The sequence below is a fragment of the Streptomyces sp. 5K101 genome, from assembly GCF_046506645.1.
Lineage (GTDB): Bacteria > Actinomycetota > Actinomycetes > Streptomycetales > Streptomycetaceae > Streptomyces.
Genome location: NZ_JBKFFO010000008.1, coordinates 153,686 through 173,451 on the forward strand (window position 1 = coordinate 153,686; position 19,766 = coordinate 173,451).

Here is a 19,766-nt window from a genome sequence, read left to right on the forward strand (position 1 = left end):
ACCGGGACCATCAACGCCATCGCCTTCTTCGACGTCGACGAGACGCTTCTCAACACGAAGAGCATGTTCGACTTCCTCCGCTTCCGGCTGCCCGCCGAGCAGTACGCGGCCGAACACGGCCGGCTCCGCGAGATGGCCGGTGCCGGGGTGGACCGCACCGAGATCAACCGCGCCTACTACCGGCTCTACGCGGGCGCCTCCTGGCACGAGCTGATGGAACAGGGCCGCGCCTGGTACACCGCGGTCCGCCACGGCGGGCGCGTCGGCCCCCCGTTCATCGCGTCCGGCCTCCGCGCGCTGCGCGAACACCGGCAGGCAGGTCACCGCATCGCGCTGGTGTCCGGCTCGTTCCGGCCCTGTCTGCAGCCCTTCGCCGAGGAGGTCGGGGCCGACCTGATCCTGTGCACGGAGCCGCTGCTCGACGGTGGCGGCCGTCTGACGGGCGAGGTCGACACGCCCATGATCGGCGAAGCAAAGGGTGTGGCCGCACTCAAGGCGATCGCCGCCGCGGGCGCGGACCCGGCCGACTGTCACGCGTACGGCGACCACGCCAGCGACCTCCCGCTGTTGCTCGCCGTGGGCTCGCCCGCCGTCGTCGGCGGCGACGAGGTGCTGCTCGACCATGCCCGGAGCCGGGGGTGGCCCGTGCTGCCGGCCGGCACGGAACCGCTCGACACGGCCGACCTGCCCTGCGGCTGCGGCTGCGCCGTGGCCGAGTGGTCGATGCCCGCGAGCGCCGAGCGCTGGGTGTGCGGCACGCGCGCCCGGTGACAGACCGCCGCGCGGCGCGCTCCCCCCGTCGCGTCGCGCGGCTTCCCCTTGCCCGGTTCCTCACCGTCCGCACCGCCGGGTAAGGGACCAGCTTGTGAACAGGGTCTTGCAGGGTGGTCGGATGTCTTGGAGGATCAACCAACCCTTCGATCCTCCGACGGCCGCACCTGTCGGGCCGGGTCCGCACTCGACGCACTCGACCAGGGGAGACAAACCATGAAGTTGCTGCGTGTCGGTACGGCGGGCGCCGAGCGCCCCGCCCTGCTCGACGAGGACGGGGTGACCCTGCGCGACCTGTCCGGTCTCGTCGCGGACGTCGACGGCCTGCTGCTCGCGGACGCCGCCGCCCTCGACCGGATCCGCGCCGCGGCCGAAGCCGGTGACCTGCCCGTACTCGACGCCGCCGGACTCCGCATCGGGCCGCCGCTGGCGCGGGTCGGCAAGGTCGTGTGCATCGGGCTGAACTATCACGACCACGCCGCCGAGACCGGCGCCGAGCCCCCGGCCGAGCCCGTCGTCTTCCTCAAGGCGGCGGACACGGTCGTCGGCCCGGACGACACCGTGCTCGTGCCGCGCGGCAGCCGCAAGACCGACTGGGAGGTCGAGCTCGCGGTGGTGATCGGACGTACGGCGCGCTACATCGCCGACGACGAGGACCCGCTGTCGTACGTCGCCGGGTACGCGGTCGCCCACGACGTCTCCGAGCGCGAGTTCCAGATCGAGCGCGGCGGCACCTGGGACAAGGGCAAGAACTGCGAGACGTTCAACCCCCTCGGGCCCTGGCTCGTGACCGCCGACGAGGTGGCCGACCCGCAGGCGCTGTGGCTCAGGCTCTGGGTGAACGGCGAGCTCAAGCAGGACGGCACGACGGCCGACCAGATCTTCCCGGTGGCGGATGTCGTCCGCTACCTCAGCCGGTTCATGACCCTGTACCCGGGCGACGTCATCAACACCGGTACGCCGGCGGGCGTCGCGCTCGGCCGGCCGGAGCCGAAGCCGTTCCTGCGCGCGGGCGACGTGGTGGAGCTGGAGATCGAGGGGCTCGGACGACAGCGCCAGGAGCTCAAGGACGCGTAGCGCCGCCGGTGGCGTGGCGGCGGACGTGGTCCGACTGCGTCGGCGGGTAGCGGCCCACGTGGCCCGGCGGCGTCGGCGGTTGCTGCCGGTGGTGCAGCGCGCGCCACACGTGGCCATCAGCGCCCGCGGCCGCTGCCGTGGCCTGGCGGCGGACGTGGCCACCAGCGCCGGCAGTGTCTGCGGTGGCGTAGTGGCCGACATCGCCGAACCTCCAGCGGACAGCAGCCCACATGGCCCGATCGGGTCGGCGGTGGCTGCCCGTGGCCCAGTGGCCTACGTGGCCGACCGCGTCGGCAGGCTGCCGTGGCGTAGTTGGCCGATGTGGTGGGACCGTCGGCGCGTAGCGGCCCGCGCGGTTCGGTGGCGTCGGCGGTTACCGTCGGCGGCCTGGCCGCCTACGTGGACACCACCGCCGGTGGTGGCTGCCGTGGCGTAGCGCCACACGTGGCCCGATCGCGTCGGCGCCTCCGCCGGGCGGCGGTCGGTCAGGAAGGCGGGCCCGCCGTGCCGCTCGAGCCGTCGGCGTGGGCCGCGAAACGCTCCAGCGCCTCGACCACCATCGCGTGGTCCTCGGCCTGGGGCAGGCCCGAGACCGTGACCGAGCCGACGACGCCGACCCCCTCGATCGTGATCGGGAAGGAGCCGCCGTGGGCCGCGTACACGTCCGGGTCCAGGCGCGAGGACTCCTCGAACGTGGTGCCCTTGGCGCGGTGCCGCGCCCCGACGAGGTACGAGCTCTCGCCGTAGCGCTCGACGACGCGGCGCTTGCGGTCGATCCAGGCGTCGTTGTCGGCGCTGGAGCCCGGCAGCGCGCAGTGGAACAGCTGCTGGGCGCCGCGCCGGATGTCGATCGCGACGGGCGCGGCGCGCAGGTGCGCCATCTCGACGAGCAGGCTGCCCAGCTTCCACGCGTCGTCGTGCGTGAAGCGGTGCAGCGTCAGCCGCCGCTCCTGCTCGACGATCTCGTCGACGGTGAGGTGCTGGCGGGGGGTGCTCATGCGGTGATCTCCACGGTCACGCCGTCACGGGCGGAGCGGCGGGCGGCTTCCAGGACGTCGAGGGCGGCGGCCGCCTCGAGCGCGGTCACCGGCGGGGCGGTCTTGTCGCGCACGGCGGCGGCGACGGCCGCGTAGTAGGCCGGGTAGTCGCCCGGCAGCGTCTCGACCGGGGTGCCCCCGCCCGTGACCGGGGACTCCCCGGTGCCGATCCGGCCCCACAGCGCCTCGGGCTCCACGCCCCAGGGCTCGCCGGGGGCCGGCAGCCTGCCGGCGCGCAGGTCGGCCTCCTGTGGGTCCAGCCCGTACTTCACGTACCCGGCCTTCGCGCCGAGAACCCGGAATCGGGGACCGAGCTGGGCGGTGGTCGCGCTCACGTACAGGTGCGAGCGGACGCCGCCCTCGTGCGTGATCGCGATGAACGTGTCGTCGTCGGCCGCGGCGCCGGGGCGGCGTACGTCGGACTCCGCGTACACCCGCGCGGCGGGGCCGAGCAGGGTCAGCGCCTGGTCGACGACGTGGCTGCCCAGGTCGTACAGCAGGCCGCCGATCTCGGCCGGGTCGCCCGACTCGCGCCAGCCGCCCTTGAGCTGCGGGCGCCAGCGCTCGAAACGGGACTCGAACCGCTGGACCTCGCCGAGCTCGCCGTCGGCGACGAGTCGGCGCAGGGTGAGGAAGTCGTTGTCCCAGCGGCGGTTCTGGAAGACCGAGAGCATCAAACCGCGCTCGTCGGCGAGTGCCGCCAGGGCGCGCGCCTCGGCGGCGGTGCCGGCGACCGGCTTGTCCACGACCACCGCGAGGCCGGCCTCCAGGGCGGCGGTCGCGATCGGGACGTGCGTCTTGTTCGGCGAGGCGACGACCACGAGGTCCAGCTCGTCCGCGCGCTCCCACAGCTCGTCGGGGGCCGCCGCGAAGCGCACGCCGTCGCCGAGGGCGGCGCGGGCCTGCGCCCGGCGCCCCTCGCTCGACGTGACGACCGTGTCGATGACGAGGTCGTCGGTGGTGGCGATCAGTGGGGCGTGGAAGACGGAGCCCGCCAGGCCGTAGCCCACGAGTCCGACGCGGAGGGGAGAGCCGGGTCCAGTCATGGCTCCACTTAAGCAACGCTGTTGCCAAAGTGCAACCGCTGCGGAGAATGGGAGGGTGACGACGGTGGAGGCGGGCATGAAACGAGGCGACGGCGCCGAGGCGAGGGGCGGCGGGGCCGGGGTGAACCTTCTCGCTCTGCGCAGCCACAACGCCGCGCTGGTGCTCGACCTGCTGCGTACGGCCGGAGAAGCCGGCATCAGCCGCATCGAACTCGCCGAGGGAACCGGGCTGACCCCGCAGGCCGTCAGCAAGATCGTCGCCCGACTGCGCGAGGAGGGCCTGGCGGCGGAGGCCGGGCGGCGCGCCTCCACGGGCGGCAAGCCCCGCACGGTGCTGCGCCTGCTGCCGGCGGCGGGCCACGCGGTGGGCCTGCACCTGGACCGCGACCGGCTGACGGCGGTCCTGCTGGACCTGTCGGGCACCTGCGTCGCGACCCGTACGGCGCCGCTCGACCTGGGCGCGGGCGCGGAGGTGGTGCTGGCGGGGGCCGCTGCCGAGGTACGGGAGCTGATCGCGGGAGCCACGGGGGAGGTTCGGGAGCCGGCCGCTGAGGGCGCGGGGGACGTCCGGGAGCCGGCTGCGGGAGCGAGGGCTGCGGGAGACGTACGGGATGCGGCGGGCCGCGGCGGCCCCCGGGTGCTCGGCGTCGGCGTGGCCATGCCCGGGCCGCTCGACCACGTCACCGGCGTGCCGCACCGCGTCACCGGCTTCCCCGAGTGGGACGGCTACCCGCTGCGCGACGCGCTCGCCGCGCGGCTGCGGCTGCCCGTGGTGCTCGACAAGGACACCAACGCCGCCGCGCTGGGCCTGGCGCTGCGCGGCCCCGGCGACTCCTTCGCGTACCTCCACCTCGGTACGGGACTCGGCGCCGGACTCGTGCTCGGCGGCGAGCTCTACCGGGGCGCGCGGACGGGGGCGGGGGAGTTCGGGCACCAGGTCGTCCAGCTCGACGGGCCCGCGTGCGGCTGCGGCAACCGGGGCTGCGTCGAGGCGCTGTGCCTGGCCGCCGTCGCCCGTGGCGACGTCGCGGGCGCGGCGCGGGTGCTCGGCGTCGGCGCCGCCAACCTGGTCGAGCTGCTCGACATCGACCGGGTGGTGCTCGGGGGCCGGGTGGTGGACGCGGCGGAGGAGGAGTTCGTCCGCGGGGTGGGCGCGGTGGTCGCGGCGCGCAGCCGGGTGCCGGTGACGACGGCGGGCGGGGGGTGGCGCACGGTCGCGGAGGGGGCGGCACAGCTGGTGCTGGCTCCGGTGTTCGGCCGGGCGCGGGCGGCGTTCGCCGCGAACGAGGGTGAATGAGAAAGCGCTGACGGGAGGGGTGCGGGGCCGCTGTTCGGCGGTACGCGACCGTACGCCGTGGACCGGCACGGGCGACGATGGCTGAGCCTGCGCCACGGCGCGGGTGTCCCGGCGGTACGCCAGCAAGCAAAGGCCCCTCATGCGACTGCGCAACGCCCTCGCCCTCACAGCCGCGACAGCGGCGCTGACGGCCGTGCCCTCCGCGACCGCCCTCGCGGCCTCCGCCGCCCATCGCGCGGCGGAGGCCGCTCCGGCGGAGGCCCTGACCACCGTGAGTGCGACGGGCGCGGGCGTCCACGCGACGGTGTCCGCCCCGGCGCTCGGGTCGGCCGGTCACGCCGCCGGGATCGCGTCGGCGGCAGAGAGCCGGCGCGCGGCGGAGGCCGCCCGGCGCGCCCCGGCCACCTTGTCCCCGGCCGCCCTGCGGGCGGCGGCCGGGAGCGGCGCCGCCGGCGCCCCCGCGCAGGCCGGTGCCGGTGCCGGACCGGCCGGCGGGCCCCCCGGTGCCCCTCGCGTCGGGGACGACCGGGCCGGGGAGCTGCCCGCCGATCAGCAGCCCACCTGCGGCAACGCCGCCGACCCCGACTTCCCCATCCGCACGCGGATCCACGGCGGCCCGCGCACCGTCCACCCCGGAGGCGGATTCCAGAACGTCGCGCTCGATCTCACCAACACCACACGGGAGTTGTGCCACCGCATCCACCCCGTGGTCGTCCTCACCGGCCGCGGCCCCGGCCTCACCGCCGACAAGGTCGACGTCCAGTTCCGCGACGAGGACGCCGGACGCTGGCGGCCCGTCACGCTGGAGGGCACCAGCGAGGACGAGATCGTCGGCGCCTTCGACGACGGCTTCCGCGGCTTCGTCGTACCGGCCGGGAAGACCGTCACCGTCAAGGTCCGCCTCGCGCTCGCCGCCGGCACCGCGCCCAACACCGTCACCGTCAACGCCGCCGTCGTGCAGCGCACGGGCGGCGACGGCGACTGGGTCGGCGCGTCGGGCGACTACCGCTTCGACGTCACGGAGGCCCCCGAGGGCCCGGTCCTCGCCCGTCCCCCCGACAACCTCGCCGCCACCGGCTACGGGACCGCCGTCCGCGTCGCCGTCGCGGGCTCAGTCATCGCGATCGGCACCGGACTGGTGGTCCTGGTGTCCCGCCGCTGCGGGGCACGCCGACGCTGAGCGTTCAACCACGTCTGCAAGCATCCTCAGGTGGACTACCCGAACGACCAGGCACCCGGCGCCCCCGTCCGCTCCGGCATTCCGGAGCACGGCCGCATCCCCAAGTACTACGCCGTCAAGGCCCGCATCTCCCAGGTGATGGACGAACTGGGCGAGGGCGGGCTGCTGCCCACCGAGCGCGATCTCGCCGTGCGCTACGAGGTCTCGCGCGAGACGGTCCGTCAGGCGCTGCGCGAGCTGCTGCTGGAGGGGCGCCTGCGCCGGCAGGGCCGCGGCACGGTCGTCGCCGGGCCCAAGCTGGAGCAGCCGCTGTCGCTGGCGAGCTACACCGAGGGCGTACGGCGGCAGGGCCGCAGGCCGGTCCGCAACCTGATCACGCTGGACCGCTTTCCCTGCTCCGCCGCCCTCGCCCCCGAGATCGGCGCGGAGCCGGGAGAGCCCGTGTGGCACATGGAGCGGGTGCTGCTCGCGGACGACGAGCGGGTGGGGCTGGAGAGCACGTACGTCGCGGTGGCGCGCGTACCGGATCTGGGCACCGACTTCGACCCCGACTCCTCCTTCTACGCCTATCTGCGCGACCGGCTCGGCATCACCTTCGGCGACGCGGACGAGCGGATCGAGACGGTGCTCGCAACCCCGCGCGAGGCGCTGCTGATAGGGGCACCGCCCGCGCTGCCGATGCTGCTCATCCATCGCCTGTCCCGGGACACGCACGGGACGCCGCTGGAGCGCGTCCGCACGCTCTACCGCGGCGACCGCTTCAGCTTCACCACCCACCTCGCGGCGCAGCCGTCCGGCGGCTGACGCCGCCCGCCGACGGGCCCGGCACCCTCGGGTGAGATCACGAGAAGGTAACGGGTCTAGGCCAGGTTGGACGGGCCGTTCACCGTTCCGTCGCCGCCGGGCCCCTTGCGGGTCACCGTCCCCCACAACCGTTCCGGGTGTGGGAGGGCATCGGTGGCCGCGTGCCCGCCGTCGGCTTCCGTGAAGCCCAGGCCAACAACATCGGCCCCTCGTCGTCCACATCCAAGCTCGCGCCCAAGGTCGACAAGGGCGAGCTGCTGGTCGCCAACGGCGACGTCCAGATGAACTTCGCGCAGTCCGCGTCCATGCCCAACCTGGGCATCTGGTTCCCCGCGAAGGAGGGCGGCAAGCCGACCACGTTCGCCCTGCCCTACGCCGCCGGCCTCGTCGCGGACGCCCCGCACACCGCCAACGGGAAGAAGCTGCTCGACTTCATGCTCGCCGAGCAGGCCCAGAAGCAGGTCAGCGAGATCGGCGGCGGCTTCCCGGCCCGCAAGGATGTCAAGCCGGTCGACGCCAACGCGATCGAGCTCGCGAAGCTCCTGGAGGGCGTCGAGGTCTTCGAGCCGGATTGGAAGGACGTCGACAAGAACCTCCCCGCGTACATCGACGCGTGGAAGTCCGCGACGGGTAGCTGAGAGTTCACCGCACGGCTCTGGCGACCGTCGCCAGGTAGCGAAAAGATAACGGGTACGGACCAACGCCCCTGTATTTCCAGGGGCGTTGGCGCGCGTGTGCCACCTCCACCTTCCCGACGAACGCCGACCTCTCGAACGCCGACCTCTCGACGGAGGAATCCATGCCGATCGACGGCATCTCCCGCCGCACCGTCCTCGCCGCGGGCGCCGCCACCGCCGCGGCAGCCGCCACCACCCTCGCCGCGGCCGCCCCGGCTTTCCCGAACGGCACCAGCACGGACAAGGTGCTCGTGATCGGCATGGACGGCCTGCGCCACGACCGGATCGACGCCGCGAAAGCGCAGCACCTCAAGGCGATGATGGCGAACGGCACGTACGGTCTCTCCCTGCTGTACGCCTCGCCGATGGCCGCCACCTCCTCCGGCCCCGGCTGGTCGACGATCTCGACCGGCGTCTGGCCCGACAAGCACGGCGTCAAGGACAACTCGTTCGCCGGCAAGAACTACACTCGCTACCCCGGCTTCCTGGCCCGCCTCGCCCAGGTGCGGCCCGAGCTGTCGACGTACGCCGCCGTCGACTGGAAGCCCCTCGACAGCCAGGGCACGGTCACGCCGGGCGCCGACGCCAAACTCGTCCTGGACGGCGACCGCGACGGCTACACCGGACACGACGCCACCATCGCCGCCGAGACCGAATCGATCCTGCGCCACCAGAACCCGGACGTCCTCTTCGTCTACTTCGGCCAGACCGACATCGTCGGCCACAACTCCGGTGCCCGGAGCACGGCGTACCTCGACGCCATCGACGTCCAGGACGCGTACGTGGGCCGCCTGTGGGCGGCGATCAAGGCGCGCCCGACCTACGCCCAGGAGCGCTGGACCGTCGTCGTCGCCACCGACCACGGCCACCTCGACGCCGGCGGTCACGGCGGCAGCGCCATCGAGGAGCGGCGCACCTTCGTCCTCGCCCAGGGCCCCGGCATCGCCGCCGGTGCGCGGCCGGTGGACACCCGGCTCGTCGACGTCGCCGCGACCGTCTACAAGCAGCTCGGCATCGACCCGGACCCGGCCTGGGGCCTGGACGGCAAGCCGATCCAGGAGCGCTCGGCCGACCCCTTCGACACCCTGTACTCCGCGCTCTCGCCGAGGGTCGACGAGACCGGCATCCCCGCCGGGGTCATCGGCTTCACGCACACCCCGCCCAGCGGCTGGTCCGTCATCAACAACGCGATGGGCACGGGCGGCGTGACCGAGTGGCGCGGCTGGGCCTTCGCCACCGACGAGTTCTGGTCCCGGACGCAGGCCGGCCAGTCCCGTGAGCTCAACGTCCGCTCGCGCGGCGTCTTCGCGGTCGCCGACTCCGACGAGTGGGCGGACACGTCCTTCTCCGGCACGTACGACTCGACGCTGGTCAGCCCCGCGTACGACGTCTCCGGCGCGAGCAGGGCGGTCCTCTCCTTCACCACGCTCTACCGGCAGGAGGGCAGCCAGACCGCGCAGGTCCTCGCCTCCTTCAACGGCGGTACGCCGACCGTGGTCAAGAGCTACACCGCCGACGTCCTGTCCCAGCCGCAGTCCCTCTCGGTGAACGTGCCCGCGGGCGCCTCCAACGTGAGTTTCCGCTTCCGCTACACCGGTTCCAACAACTGGTACTGGGTGATCGACGGGGTCAGGATCCAGGCTTCCTGATTAGGCTGGGGGCGTCGCCACAGTGCTGTCGCGGCGCCCCCAGCACGCACGTATGCACGGCAGGAGTCCGCCACATGGCAGAGCGCAAGCCGATCGAGTCCTGGCTCACCGACATGGACGGTGTCCTCATCCACGAGGGCGTACCGATCCCGGGCGCGGATGCCTTCATCAAGAAGCTGCGGGAGACCGGGAAGCCGTTCCTGGTGCTCACCAACAACTCCATCTACACGGCGCGCGACCTGCACGCCCGGCTCGCCCGCATGGGCCTCGACGTGCCGGTCGAGAACATCTGGACCTCGGCGCTCGCCACCGCGCAGTTCCTCGACGACCAGCGCCCCGGCGGCACCGCGTACGTCATCGGCGAGGCGGGCCTGACGACGGCGCTGCACGACATCGGCTACGTGCTCACCGACCACGAGCCGGACTACGTCGTGCTCGGCGAGACGCGCACGTACAGCTTCGAGTCGCTGACCAAGGCGATCCGGCTGATCAACGCGGGCGCCCGGTTCATCTGCACCAACCCGGACAACACCGGACCCTCCACCGAGGGCCCGCTGCCGGCGACCGGCTCCGTCGCGGCGCTGATCACCAAGGCGACCGGCAAGGAGCCCTACTTCGCGGGCAAGCCCAACCCGCTGATGATGCGGACCGGGCTCAACGCGATCGGCGCGCACTCCGAGACCAGCGCCATGATCGGCGACCGCATGGACACCGACGTGCTCGCGGGCCTGGAGGCCGGCATGCAGACCTTCCTGGTGCTCACCGGGTCCACGACGCCCGCGGCGGTGGAGCAGTACCCCTTCCGGCCGTCGAAGGTCGTCGACTCGATCGCCGACCTGGTGGACCGCGTCTAGGCAGGTCACAGGCCCCTTCGGGGCCGGGCGACCACCTCTGCGGATGCGGGATCGGCCCACGCGCGTGACTCTTGGCCTATCAGGAGGTTCACGATGCGTGCAGGTTCCATAGCTCTCCGTTCCGCCGCGCTGATCCTGGCCCCCGCTACGGCGGCGGCCGCGCTGATGCTCGCTTCCGCTACGGCGGCGGCTGCCGACGACTCCGCCAAAGCGATCCTCGCCCCCGCCACGACCGCTTCCGGAGGGAAGGTCGGGATCAGCGCCACCGGCTGCACGGACTCGACCGCCACCGCGCGATCCGACGTCTTCGTCGCGGACGCGAAGCTGACGGCCCGGCTCGGTTCGCGCGGACTGATCGGTGCGGCGAAGGTGCGGCCGGACGTCTCGACCGGCACCTACGACGTGCGCGTCCGCTGCGACGGCCGGGAGTACCCCTCCGCCGGCCGCCTCCGGGTCGTGGGCCGGCTGTCGGGAGCCGCCGAGCCCGTGAAAGCGTCGCCGCCCGCGTCCCCCGTGGCGCCCGTCCGCGCGGGCGGCGGCGGCACCATGGCGGTTGCCGCGCCCGTCGCCGCCGTCGACCCCGAGGACGCCGGCCCCAGCTCCACCCAGACGGTGATCGGCCTGGTGCTCGCGGGCGCCGCCGCCGTCGTGGTCGCCGTCCGCAGCGTCCGCAGCGTCCGCAGCGTCCGCAACGTCCGCCGCCGTCGTGCGGACTCCGACTGAGATGTCCGGCACACGGCCGCGCACCCGGCCCGGCACCGGCGGCTCGGGCACCGTCCGGGCGGTCGTCGGCGTGCTGTGGGCGTTCCTCGTGCTCGTCCTGTGGCTCTGGGGCGGTGGCGCCCCCGGCGGAGCGGCCGGCCGGGCGGCGCTCACCACGGGGGACATGGCGGCGGTCGGCCGTCCGCCCGGTGTCCCGAGGGCCCCCGCGCACGCCCCGCTCGACGCCGCCGAACCACGCCATGTCGAGATGCCCGCCCTCGACATCTCCGCCCCCGTCGTCGTGCGCGGTCTCGACGAGCGGGGCGCCGTCGCGCCGCCGTCCTTCGAGACGCCGGACACCGTGGGCTGGTACGGCGGCGGCGCGCGGCCCGGCGAGCGGGGCGCGGCGCTGTTCGTCGGCCACGTGGACACCGAGACGCGGCCCGCCGTCTTCTACGGCCTGAGCGCGGCCAGGCCCGGCGAACGGATCCGGGTGACGGGGGCCGACGGCAGGATCACCGAGTTCACCGTGGACGACGTGCGCGTCTTCGCCGGCGATCGGTTCGACGCGCGCGCGGTCTACGGGCCCCGTGAGGAGGGGCGCGCCGAGCTGCGCCTGATCACCTGCGGCGGCGCCTTCGACCCGGCGACCGGCAGCTACACGGCCAACGTCGTCGTCTCCGCGTACCTGACGGGCACGCGCTAGCGACGCGACGCCGCCCGCCCCCGGCCGGGCGGACGAAAAGCACAAGGCCCCTCGTCCGCCGGACGAGGGGCCTTGTGTGTCGGTGCGCCGCCAGGGACTCGAACCCCGGACCCGCTGATTAAGAGTCAGCTGCTCTAACCAACTGAGCTAGCGGCGCCTGCTGACCTGGAGAACTCTACCCGACGTCCGGGGGTGCTCCGCGCCGGAGCACCAAGGCTCCGCCGCCGCGCCCGGCCTGTCGGATCATCGGTTTCCCACGCCCTATCGGTCAAAATGCCTCAAGTCGGGACAATTGGGACGCCGACGCCCGTGAAGCGCCGTCAGAAAATCTTGTCGACCGCAGCTGCGGAGGGGACATCAATGGCCGTGCCGGTCTTCGAGGAGTACGAGCCCGGTGACTGCGACTGCGCCGGATGCGTTCACCGGCGCAGGGCGCTCGCAGTCACAGCACATCCGTCCGCCCTCGGCTGCCGCCGCGTGCTGGTGCTGGTCACCGCCATCGGGGTGGTTCTCAGCGGCGCGGGCGCGGGGACGGCGGCGGCAGCCGGTCACGCCCCCGCGGCCGCGCGGTCCGCGCCCTCCTCCGACCCCGGGCCGCCGCCGACCGAACAAGGGGCCGCGGGCCCGCTGCACAGGCCGTCGGGCAAGCCCGCCCCGGGGAAGCCCGTCCTGCGGACCTCGACCCGGGCACAGATCATCAATCGTGCGAAGAAGTGGGTCGGCGCGAAGGTGCCGTACAGCATGTCGGCGTACTGGTCCGACGGCTACCGCCAGGACTGCTCCGGCTACGTCTCGATGGCCTGGAACCTGGCGAGCAACGAGTGGACCGGCAGCCTCGCCGACTTCGGCCACCGCATCCCCCGCGAAGACCTGCAGCCCGGCGACATCCTGCTCTTCCACAACCCGGCCGACCCGACGAAGGGTTCGCACGTCACGATCTTCGGCGGCTGGACCGACTACACGCACTCCTACTACATCGCGTACGAGCAGACCAAGCCGCACACCCGCAAGCAGGCCACGCCCATGGCGTACTGGAACCACTCCGCGAGCTACGTCGCCTACCGCTACAAGGGCGTCGTCGCCTCGGCGACGACGGAGGGCTCCCAGAGCCCCTTCACGCCCTACCCGGGGCATGCCTCCTTCGGCCCCGGCGCCGCCAACAAGTACGTCACCCGGCTCAGGGAGATGCTGATCGCGCGCGGCGCCGGACGTTTCTACCCCGACGCGCCCGGACCGCACTGGTCCGAGGCCGACCGGCGTGCCACCGAGGCGTTCCAGCTCGCCCAGGGCTGGCGGGGCGCCGAGGCGAACGGACTGCCCGGGCCCCACACATGGCGGCTGCTGGCGAAGGGGCAGGGCAAGGACATCCCGGCCGAAGCCACCCACGGCTTGAGGGCCGGCGTGCCCGCCTTCCCCGGGCGCGACCAGTTCCAGCCGGGCCGGTCCGGCGAGCACGTCACCCGGCTCGGCCGGCAGCTGATTCAGCGCGGTTACGGCAGGTACTACCCCTCGGGCCCCTCGCCCCACTGGTCCGAGGCCGACCGGCGTGCCACCGCGGCGTTCCAGCTCGCCCAGGGCTGGCGGGGCGCCGAGGCCGACGGTTACCCGGGCCCCGACACCTGGCGGCGGCTCTTCGCCGCCGGCTGACCGGCGGGCCGCTCCCGCCCCCGATCCGTCACGCGTACGAGCCGACACGAGCAATGAGCGAAAGCCGAGGCGGCAATGAACAGCACGATGTCCGAGCCGGAGGGCACCGCCCCGTCCGACGGCCAGCGGCGCAACCCCGTCATCGCGGCCGAGACCACGACCGAGATCCCGGTGCACCTGCTCTTCCGGGACGAGAACCGGCCGCTCACACCGCCTTCGGACGTCAGGCCCGCCGTGGTGTCCCGGCGGCAGGGCACCGGCGAGCAGCCGAGGATCGGCCGGTCCACCCCGCCGCCTGCGGCGCCTGCGCCGGCACCGGCGCCGGCGGCTCCTGAGGGCCCCGTGCCGCCCGTCGACCCGTCGCTGGCCGAGCGTCCCGGCCCCGTGCTGCCCGGCTGGATCGGGCTCGTCGCCGGGACCTGCTCGCTCGCCGGGATCGGCGCGGTGCTGTGGGGGACGGGGGCCGTGCCGGACGTGTTCGGGGCCCTGTTCGGAAGAAGACCACCGCCGTACGGCGGCATCGGCATCGACCTGTGGTGCCTGCTCGCCCTCGGGGTCCTGCTCGCGCTGTTCGGGCTCGGCGGACTCGGTCGCGGGACCGTCGGCCACGCCTGGGTCCTCACCCTCTTCGGCGACTACCACGGCAGCGTGCGCCGTACGGGGCTGGTGTGGATGAGCCCGCTGGTGCTGCGCCGCCGCGTCGACGTACGGCTGCGGCACTGGCGCAGCGAGCCGCTGCCCGCCCGCGACGCCGAGGGGACGCCACTGCGGGTGGTGGTGCTCGTCGTGTGGCGGGTCAAGGACGCCGCGCGGGCGGTGCTCGGTGTCGAGGACCACGAGACGTACCTCAGGGAGCAGATCGAGGCGGTCACCGCCCGGGTGTTCTCGCAGCTGCCCGCCGACGCTCCCTCTGTCTACGACGCGGCGGCCCCCGCCGGGGAAGCGGGCCCCACGCTGCGCGACACCGAGACGACCGGGGCCACGCTGACGAAGGCCCTCGCGGCCGAGTGCGCCCCGGTGGGCATCGAGATCTTCGCGGTCCGGCCGACGGCGATCGACTACGCGCCCGAGGTGGCGCAGGCCGTGCAGCGCCGCCGGATCGCGGCGATCGACGCACGCCACCGTGACGACGTCCTCACGGCCGTGGTCGACGCCGTGGACGACACGGTGAACCGGCTCACCGGCCGGGGTCTCATCGACCCGGACGACTACGAGCGCAAGGCGCTGGTGAAGGACCTGACCGTTGCCTTCTACACGGGCCGGAGCGTGGGCGCGGACGGGTGGCACCGCCCCTCGTGATTGGTCTGGACATGACGAACGCGCGTCAATACATTGGAACTTGGTCTAGACCGGAACAGGTACTACCTGCACGCGTGCCGCACGTCCCACAGAACTCCCCCACGTTCTTCCTGGAGCCAGCATGCGAAAGAAAATAGGTGCGGCCGTGGTCGGCCTCGCCGTGACGGGCGCCACCCTGCTCGCCACCGGCAGCGCAAGCAGCCACGGCTACACCGACTCACCCATCAGCCGCCAGAAGCTCTGTGCCAACGGCACCGTGAGCAACTGCGGTCCCATCCAGTGGGAACCGCAGAGCGTCGAGGGCCCCAAGGGCTTCCCCGCCGCGGGCCCCGCCGACGGCAGGATCTGCTCGGCGGGCCTGTCGCAGTTCGCGCAGCTCGACGACCCGCGGGGCGGTGCCTGGCCCACCACCAGGGTCAGCTCCGGCCAGAACTACACCTTCCGGTGGCAGTTCACCGCCCGGCACCGCACCACCGACTTCAAGTACTTCATCACCAAGGCCGGTTGGAACCCCAGCCAGCCGCTGACCAGGGCCGCCCTGGAGTCGCAGCCCTTCCTGACCGTCCCCTACGGCGGTCAGCAGCCGCCGGCGACGCTCTCCCACTCCGGCAACCTGCCGCAGCGCAGCGGCCGTCACCTGATCCTGGCGGTATGGACCGTCCACGACACAGCCAACGCGTTCTACGCCTGCTCCGACGTCCAGTTCTGACGCGGGCGCCCCGGCACCCGGGCGCGACGCGCACCTCACGCACTGCGACAGTCGCGACGTACTGTCACGCGGTGGCCGTCCTCGGCGTGACGGCGTCGCCGGCCGGCGCGTCCGTGGCCTGAGCACGACGAAGTCCCCTCGCCTTGGGCGAGGGGACTTCGCTGTGGGTGCGCCGCCAGGGACTCGAACCCCGGACCCGCTGATTAAGAGTCAGCTGCTCTAACCAACTGAGCTAGCGGCGCCTCTTTGCCTGCCGCTCGGAGCGGCTGACTCATTAATAGTACCTGGTCCCAAAGGGTGCTCCCGACCACCCGGGACGACGGCCGTCCGGGCCCCTAGATGGCCAGCGAGAGCACCACCGGAGCGGCCTTGCGGTTGAGCGCGTCCGCCGCCGAGCGCAGGCGGTGGGCGTGCTCGATCGGCAGGGACAGCGCCAGGCAGCCCACGGCGGAGCCCGCCGTCAACGGCACCGCGGCGCAGACTGTGCCCACCGCGTACTCCTGCAGGTCGAGGACGGGGACCGTCGGCGGCTGGGCGTCCAGCTTCGAGAAGAGCAGCCGCTCGCTGGTGATCGTCCGCGAGGTCAGGCGCGTGATCTTGTGACGCGAGAGGTGGTCGCGGCGGCCGTTCACGTCGAGCTGGGTGAGCAGGCACTTGCCGACGGCGCTGGCGTGAGCGGCCGAGCGGAAGTCCACCCACTCATTGACCCTCGGCGTGCGCGGGCCGTCGGCGAACTGGGTGATCTTGACCTCGCCGTCGATGTAGCGGCTGATGTAGACGGCGGCGCCCACCGAATCGCGCAGCTGGGTCAGGGTCTCCTGGAGCTTGGCCTCCAGGGCCTCCTTGCGGGTGGCGCCGGAGCCGAGCAGGAACAGCGAGTCGCCGATCACATACGCCCCGTCCGCAACCTGCTCGACATAGCCCTCGCGACGGAGCATAACCAGCATGGAAGCGAGATGACCGGTGGGCAGGCCGGTCTCGCGGGCGATCTGGACGTCGGTGACGCCCCCACCGTGCTTGGAGACCGTCTCCAGGACGCGCAAGACGTATTGCACCGAGTGGAACGGCGCGGTCGGCTCGGGCTTCAGCGCCACGGTTCCCCCTAGAAGGTTGTGACCGCAAGCTTCCGTACCACGATAGCGGCCAAGAGCCGTTTGAGGATGGGCTGTTGGCGTAAAGGATGCGGCGCCCCAGCGGCATACGCTGGAGCGCCTGACCTTGGCATATGCCACGGTCACACCTGTGCGGCGGAGTGAATGGTCAGAGCACCGCGCCGAGGAATTCGCGCGTGCGTTCGTGCTCCGGCTCGGAGAAGATTTTTTCCGGCGGACCCGACTCGATGACCTTGCCGGAATCGAACATCAGGACATCGTCGGAGATGTCCCGGGCGAAGCTCATCTCGTGCGTGACGCACACCATCGTGATGTCCGTCGTGCGCGCGATGTCCCGCAGCAGATCCAGCACGCCGGCCACCAGCTCGGGGTCGAGTGCCGAGGTCACCTCGTCGAGCAGCAGCACCTGCGGCCGCATCGCCAGCGCGCGGGCGATCGCCACCCGCTGCTGCTGGCCGCCGGACAGCTGCGTCGGCTTCGCGTCGGCCCGGTCGCCGAGACCCACCAGGTCCAGCAGCTCCCGGGCCCGTGTCTCGGCCTCGTCCTTGGACAGGCCGAGCACCCGCACCGGCGCCTCGGTGATGTTGCGCAGCACGGTCATGTTCGGGAACAGGTTGAACTGCTGGAAGACCATGCCGATCTTCTTGCGCGCCTCGCGGCGCTCCTTCTCGGCGGCCGGGAACAGCCGGCTGCCGTTCACCTGGATCGTGCCCTCGTCGGGCGACTCCAGCGTCATCAACAGGCGCAGGATCGTCGTCTTCCCGGAGCCGGACGGGCCGATCAGGGTGACGTGCTTGCCGGACCTCACCGAGAAGCAGAGGTCGTCGAGGACCGTGGTGTCGCCGAATCTCTTGGTGACGTTCTCGAACCGGATCAGTTCGTCGGGCGTGGTGTCGTGGATGTCAGTGGACAAGGCGGCGCTCCAGGGCTCGTACGAGAAGAGAAGCCGGATAGGCGATGAGGACGAAGGCGAGACCGATCACGGTCAGCGGCTCGGTGTACTGGAACGTCGAGGCGCTCTCCAGCCGCGACTGCTGGAGCATCTCCAGCACGCCGATGGCGGCGAGCAGCGGAGTGTCCTTGAGCATCGCGATCACGTAGTTGCCGAGCGCGGGGGTGATCCGGCGGACCGCCTGCGGCAGGATCACCGCGAACCAGGTGCGGTGGGCGGGCAGGCTCAGGGCCTTCGCCGCCTCCCACTGCCCGGGCGGCACGGCGTCGATGCCGGCCCGGTAGACCTGCGCGGTGTACGTCGAGTAGTGCAGCCCGATCGCGATCGTGCCGGTGGTCAGGGCGGAGAACCGGATGCCCCACTCCGGCAGCACGAAGTACAGGAAGAACAGCTGCACCAGCAGCGGGGTCGTGCGGATGAACTCGGTGACGAGATTCACCGGCCACCGCACGAGGCGGCTCGGCGCCCGGAAGGCGATGGCCCACACGAGGCCGAGCGTGAACGAGATCAGCGAGCCGAGCACCAGCACCTGCAGGGTGACCAGCACACCGTCCCAGAAGCGTGGCATGAAGTCCGCGACCGCGGACCAGTCCCAGGTCACTTGGCCGCACCCCCCGACACCGTGGCGCCGGCGGTCCCGGCCGCGGCGCGCCGGGGGAGCATCCCGCCCAGCAGGCCGGGCTCGGTCTCGATGCCGACGTTCCGCTTCGTCCTGCGCTCCAGGGCCTTCATGGACCGGGTCACGGCGAGCGCGAGCAGGAAGTAGATCACCAGGCTGATCGTGTAGATCTGCGCGCTCTCCTGGGTGGCGAGCCGCACCAGGTACGCGGCGAACGACACGTCGCCCACGCCGAGCAGCGACACCAGGGCGGTGCCCTTGAGCAGCTCGATCAGCAGGTTGCAGAACGGCGGGACCATCTCGGGCACCGCCTGCGGCAGCAGGATCAGCCGCATCCGCTCCCAGGGTGTGAGGCTGAGTGCGACGCCCGCCTCGCGCTGCGCCTTGGGCACCGCGTTCAGCGCGCCGCGCACGATCTCGGCGCCGTACGCGCCGTACGACAGGCCGAGCGCCAGCACCGCGGCCCACATGGGCACCAGCTGCCAGCCCAGGAGCGGCGGCACGACGAAGAACAGCCAGAACATCAGCACCAGTGCCGACGTCCCGCGGAAGATCTCGGTGTACGCGCCCGCCAGGAAGCGGACGGTGCGCGAGCGGTGCGTGCGGGCCGCGCCGACGCCGAAGGCGACGACCGCGGCGAGCACGGTGCTGTAGAGGAGGAGTTGAACGGTGATCCAGATACCGGGGAGCACCCAGTTCTGCCAGAGTCCGGCTGTCATTTCGTGCACAGCTCCTCGGCAGTCAGGGTGGTCATCTCGCTCTCCGTGAAGCCGAAGGGCTTCAGGATGCGGAAGAGTTCACCGCTCTTCTTCATCTTGTGGATCTCGACGTTGAACGCGTCGCGCAGTTCGGTGTCGGTGGGACGGAAGGCGAAACCGCCGCCGTCGATCTGCTTCTTGCCGTCCACGACCGCGGCGAACGGCTCGGTCGCCTCCGCCCGGGCGCTCTTGCGGACCACCTCGCGGGTGGTGAGCGCGGTGCCGGCGAAGACGTCCACGCGGCCGGCCTCGACGGCGTTCAGCCCGGCCACCTGGTCCTGGAGGATCACGATCTCCTTCTCGGGTATGCCGGCGGCGACCGCGTACCCGATCTCCGCATAGCCCGTACCGGTCGCCAGCCTCGCCCCCGCCCGCACCACGTCCTCGTACGTCCGCAGGTTCTTCGGATTGCCCTTGCGCACGATGAACGCGTCGAGCATCTGGTATTCGGGGTCGGCGAAGACGACCTGAGCGCACCGTTCCTTGTTGATGTACATCCCGGCCGAGACCACGTCGAACTGCTGGGAGTTCAGCCCGGGGATGAGGGAGGCGAAGTCGGTGGCGACCGGTTGCACCCGGTCGACGCCGAGCCGCTGGAAGACGACCCGGGCGAGTTCGGGCGCTTCGCCCGTGAACTCGCCCTGGTCGTCGACGTAGCCGTACGGCACCTCCCCGGCGATGCCGAGGCGCACCGTGCCCTGCGACTTCAGGCGGGCCAGCGCGTCGCCGGACGGCACCCGGCCGCAGCCCGCGGCGCCGACGGCGGTGAACGCGCCCGCCGCCGCGGTGCCGAGCAGCAGGGAGCGTCTGCTCATCGATCGTGCTTGTCTTCTACGAGCCATGGGCGCGCGGCTACCCGGGTCACTCGCG

The 19,766-nt window shown here is 72.5% G+C and carries 19 protein-coding genes, 2 tRNA genes and 1 pseudogene; 13 read left to right on the forward strand and 9 right to left on the reverse strand.

Translation table 11 applies throughout. From position 1 onward, the window contains the following. Positions 1–18 precede the first annotated feature (18 nt). Together ACLB9X_RS17645 and ACLB9X_RS17650 are read left to right on the forward strand one after the other, a co-directional pair. Positions 19–771: an HAD family hydrolase gene (locus tag ACLB9X_RS17645; protein WP_410361465.1), complete on the forward strand. Its 753-nt coding sequence runs from the start codon at positions 19–21 to the stop codon at positions 769–771. A gap of 216 nt (positions 772–987) precedes the next feature. Further along, complete coding sequence (locus tag ACLB9X_RS17650) at positions 988–1,848, forward strand: fumarylacetoacetate hydrolase family protein (RefSeq protein WP_410361326.1); 861 nt, start codon at positions 988–990, stop codon at positions 1,846–1,848. A gap of 485 nt (positions 1,849–2,333) precedes the next feature. On the opposite strand, the gene ACLB9X_RS17655 is transcribed toward ACLB9X_RS17650, so the two are convergent. Together ACLB9X_RS17655 and ACLB9X_RS17660 are read right to left on the reverse strand one after the other, a co-directional pair. Then, the gene (locus ACLB9X_RS17655) at positions 2,334–2,846 is read right to left on the reverse strand and encodes a heme-degrading domain-containing protein (protein WP_410361327.1); all 513 of its coding nucleotides are present in this window, start codon (positions 2,844–2,846) and stop codon (positions 2,334–2,336) included. After that, on the reverse strand, positions 2,843–3,931 hold the full coding sequence (locus ACLB9X_RS17660; RefSeq protein WP_410361328.1) for a Gfo/Idh/MocA family oxidoreductase: 1,089 nt from the start codon (positions 3,929–3,931) through the stop codon (positions 2,843–2,845). The genes ACLB9X_RS17655 and ACLB9X_RS17660 overlap by 4 nt, the downstream gene beginning before the upstream one ends. A 76-nt stretch (positions 3,932–4,007) precedes the next feature. On the opposite strand from ACLB9X_RS17660, the gene ACLB9X_RS17665 reads away from it, so the two are divergent. From ACLB9X_RS17665 to ACLB9X_RS17700, 8 genes and pseudogenes are all read left to right on the forward strand, one after another. Next, positions 4,008–5,228, forward strand: a complete 1,221-nt coding sequence (locus ACLB9X_RS17665; protein WP_410361329.1) for an ROK family protein — start codon at positions 4,008–4,010, stop codon at positions 5,226–5,228. A gap of 139 nt (positions 5,229–5,367) precedes the next feature. Next, positions 5,368–6,408, forward strand: a complete 1,041-nt coding sequence (locus ACLB9X_RS17670) for a hypothetical protein (protein ID WP_410361330.1) — start codon at positions 5,368–5,370, stop codon at positions 6,406–6,408. A gap of 30 nt (positions 6,409–6,438) precedes the next feature. Next, on the forward strand, positions 6,439–7,212 hold the full coding sequence (locus ACLB9X_RS17675; protein ID WP_410361331.1) for a GntR family transcriptional regulator: 774 nt from the start codon (positions 6,439–6,441) through the stop codon (positions 7,210–7,212). Between the two features lie 188 nt (positions 7,213–7,400). After that, positions 7,401–7,850: pseudogene (locus tag ACLB9X_RS17680) on the forward strand (2-aminoethylphosphonate ABC transporter substrate-binding protein); the annotation flags it as partial. A gap of 161 nt (positions 7,851–8,011) precedes the next feature. Further along, positions 8,012–9,538 carry an alkaline phosphatase family protein gene (locus tag ACLB9X_RS17685; protein ID WP_410361332.1) on the forward strand — a complete coding sequence of 509 codons (1,527 nt, stop codon included), beginning with the start codon at positions 8,012–8,014 and terminating at the stop codon, positions 9,536–9,538. A gap of 74 nt (positions 9,539–9,612) precedes the next feature. Further along, entirely contained in the window at positions 9,613–10,392 is a 780-nt protein-coding gene (locus ACLB9X_RS17690; RefSeq protein ID WP_410361333.1) for an HAD-IIA family hydrolase, read from the forward strand. Between the two features lie 93 nt (positions 10,393–10,485). Beyond that, positions 10,486–11,115, forward strand: a complete 630-nt coding sequence (locus ACLB9X_RS17695) for a hypothetical protein (protein ID WP_410361334.1) — start codon at positions 10,486–10,488, stop codon at positions 11,113–11,115. Position 11,116: 1 nt separating this feature from the next. Continuing rightward, positions 11,117–11,800, forward strand: a complete 684-nt coding sequence (locus ACLB9X_RS17700) for a class F sortase (RefSeq protein WP_410361335.1) — start codon at positions 11,117–11,119, stop codon at positions 11,798–11,800. Between the two features lie 83 nt (positions 11,801–11,883). Here the strand turns inward: ACLB9X_RS17700 and ACLB9X_RS17705 are convergent. After that, a tRNA-Lys gene (locus tag ACLB9X_RS17705) sits at positions 11,884–11,957 on the reverse strand. Positions 11,958–12,160: 203 nt separating this feature from the next. Here ACLB9X_RS17705 and ACLB9X_RS17710 point away from each other — a divergent pair. From ACLB9X_RS17710 to ACLB9X_RS17720, 3 genes are all read left to right on the forward strand, one after another. Next, the gene (locus ACLB9X_RS17710; RefSeq protein WP_410361336.1) at positions 12,161–13,447 is read left to right on the forward strand and encodes a peptidoglycan-binding protein; all 1,287 of its coding nucleotides are present in this window, start codon (positions 12,161–12,163) and stop codon (positions 13,445–13,447) included. Positions 13,448–13,534: 87 nt separating this feature from the next. Continuing rightward, positions 13,535–14,746 carry an SPFH domain-containing protein gene (locus ACLB9X_RS17715; protein ID WP_410361337.1) on the forward strand — a complete coding sequence of 404 codons (1,212 nt, stop codon included), beginning with the start codon at positions 13,535–13,537 and terminating at the stop codon, positions 14,744–14,746. Positions 14,747–14,867: 121 nt separating this feature from the next. After that, the gene (locus tag ACLB9X_RS17720) at positions 14,868–15,455 is read left to right on the forward strand and encodes a lytic polysaccharide monooxygenase (protein WP_410361338.1); all 588 of its coding nucleotides are present in this window, start codon (positions 14,868–14,870) and stop codon (positions 15,453–15,455) included. Between the two features lie 168 nt (positions 15,456–15,623). Here ACLB9X_RS17720 and ACLB9X_RS17725 read toward each other — a convergent pair. The 6 genes from ACLB9X_RS17725 to ehuB form a co-directional block, all read right to left on the reverse strand. Beyond that, positions 15,624–15,697 (reverse strand) — tRNA-Lys (locus tag ACLB9X_RS17725). Positions 15,698–15,790: 93 nt separating this feature from the next. Continuing rightward, positions 15,791–16,549 carry an IclR family transcriptional regulator gene (locus tag ACLB9X_RS17730; RefSeq protein ID WP_410361339.1) on the reverse strand — a complete coding sequence of 253 codons (759 nt, stop codon included), beginning with the start codon at positions 16,547–16,549 and terminating at the stop codon, positions 15,791–15,793. A 166-nt stretch (positions 16,550–16,715) separates the two neighbouring features. Next, the gene (gene ehuA, locus ACLB9X_RS17735; protein ID WP_410361340.1) at positions 16,716–17,480 is read right to left on the reverse strand and encodes an ectoine/hydroxyectoine ABC transporter ATP-binding protein EhuA; all 765 of its coding nucleotides are present in this window, start codon (positions 17,478–17,480) and stop codon (positions 16,716–16,718) included. Beyond that, the gene (gene ehuD, locus ACLB9X_RS17740) at positions 17,470–18,120 is read right to left on the reverse strand and encodes an ectoine/hydroxyectoine ABC transporter permease subunit EhuD (protein ID WP_410361341.1); all 651 of its coding nucleotides are present in this window, start codon (positions 18,118–18,120) and stop codon (positions 17,470–17,472) included. The genes ehuA and ehuD overlap by 11 nt, the downstream gene beginning before the upstream one ends. Next, positions 18,117–18,857: an ectoine/hydroxyectoine ABC transporter permease subunit EhuC gene (ehuC, locus tag ACLB9X_RS17745; protein ID WP_410361343.1), complete on the reverse strand. Its 741-nt coding sequence runs from the start codon at positions 18,855–18,857 to the stop codon at positions 18,117–18,119. Before ehuC ends, ehuD begins: the two co-directional genes overlap by 4 nt. Continuing rightward, positions 18,854–19,711 carry an ectoine/hydroxyectoine ABC transporter substrate-binding protein EhuB gene (gene ehuB / locus ACLB9X_RS17750; RefSeq protein ID WP_410361344.1) on the reverse strand — a complete coding sequence of 286 codons (858 nt, stop codon included), beginning with the start codon at positions 19,709–19,711 and terminating at the stop codon, positions 18,854–18,856. Before ehuB ends, ehuC begins: the two co-directional genes overlap by 4 nt. Between the last annotated feature and the right edge of the window lie 55 nt (positions 19,712–19,766).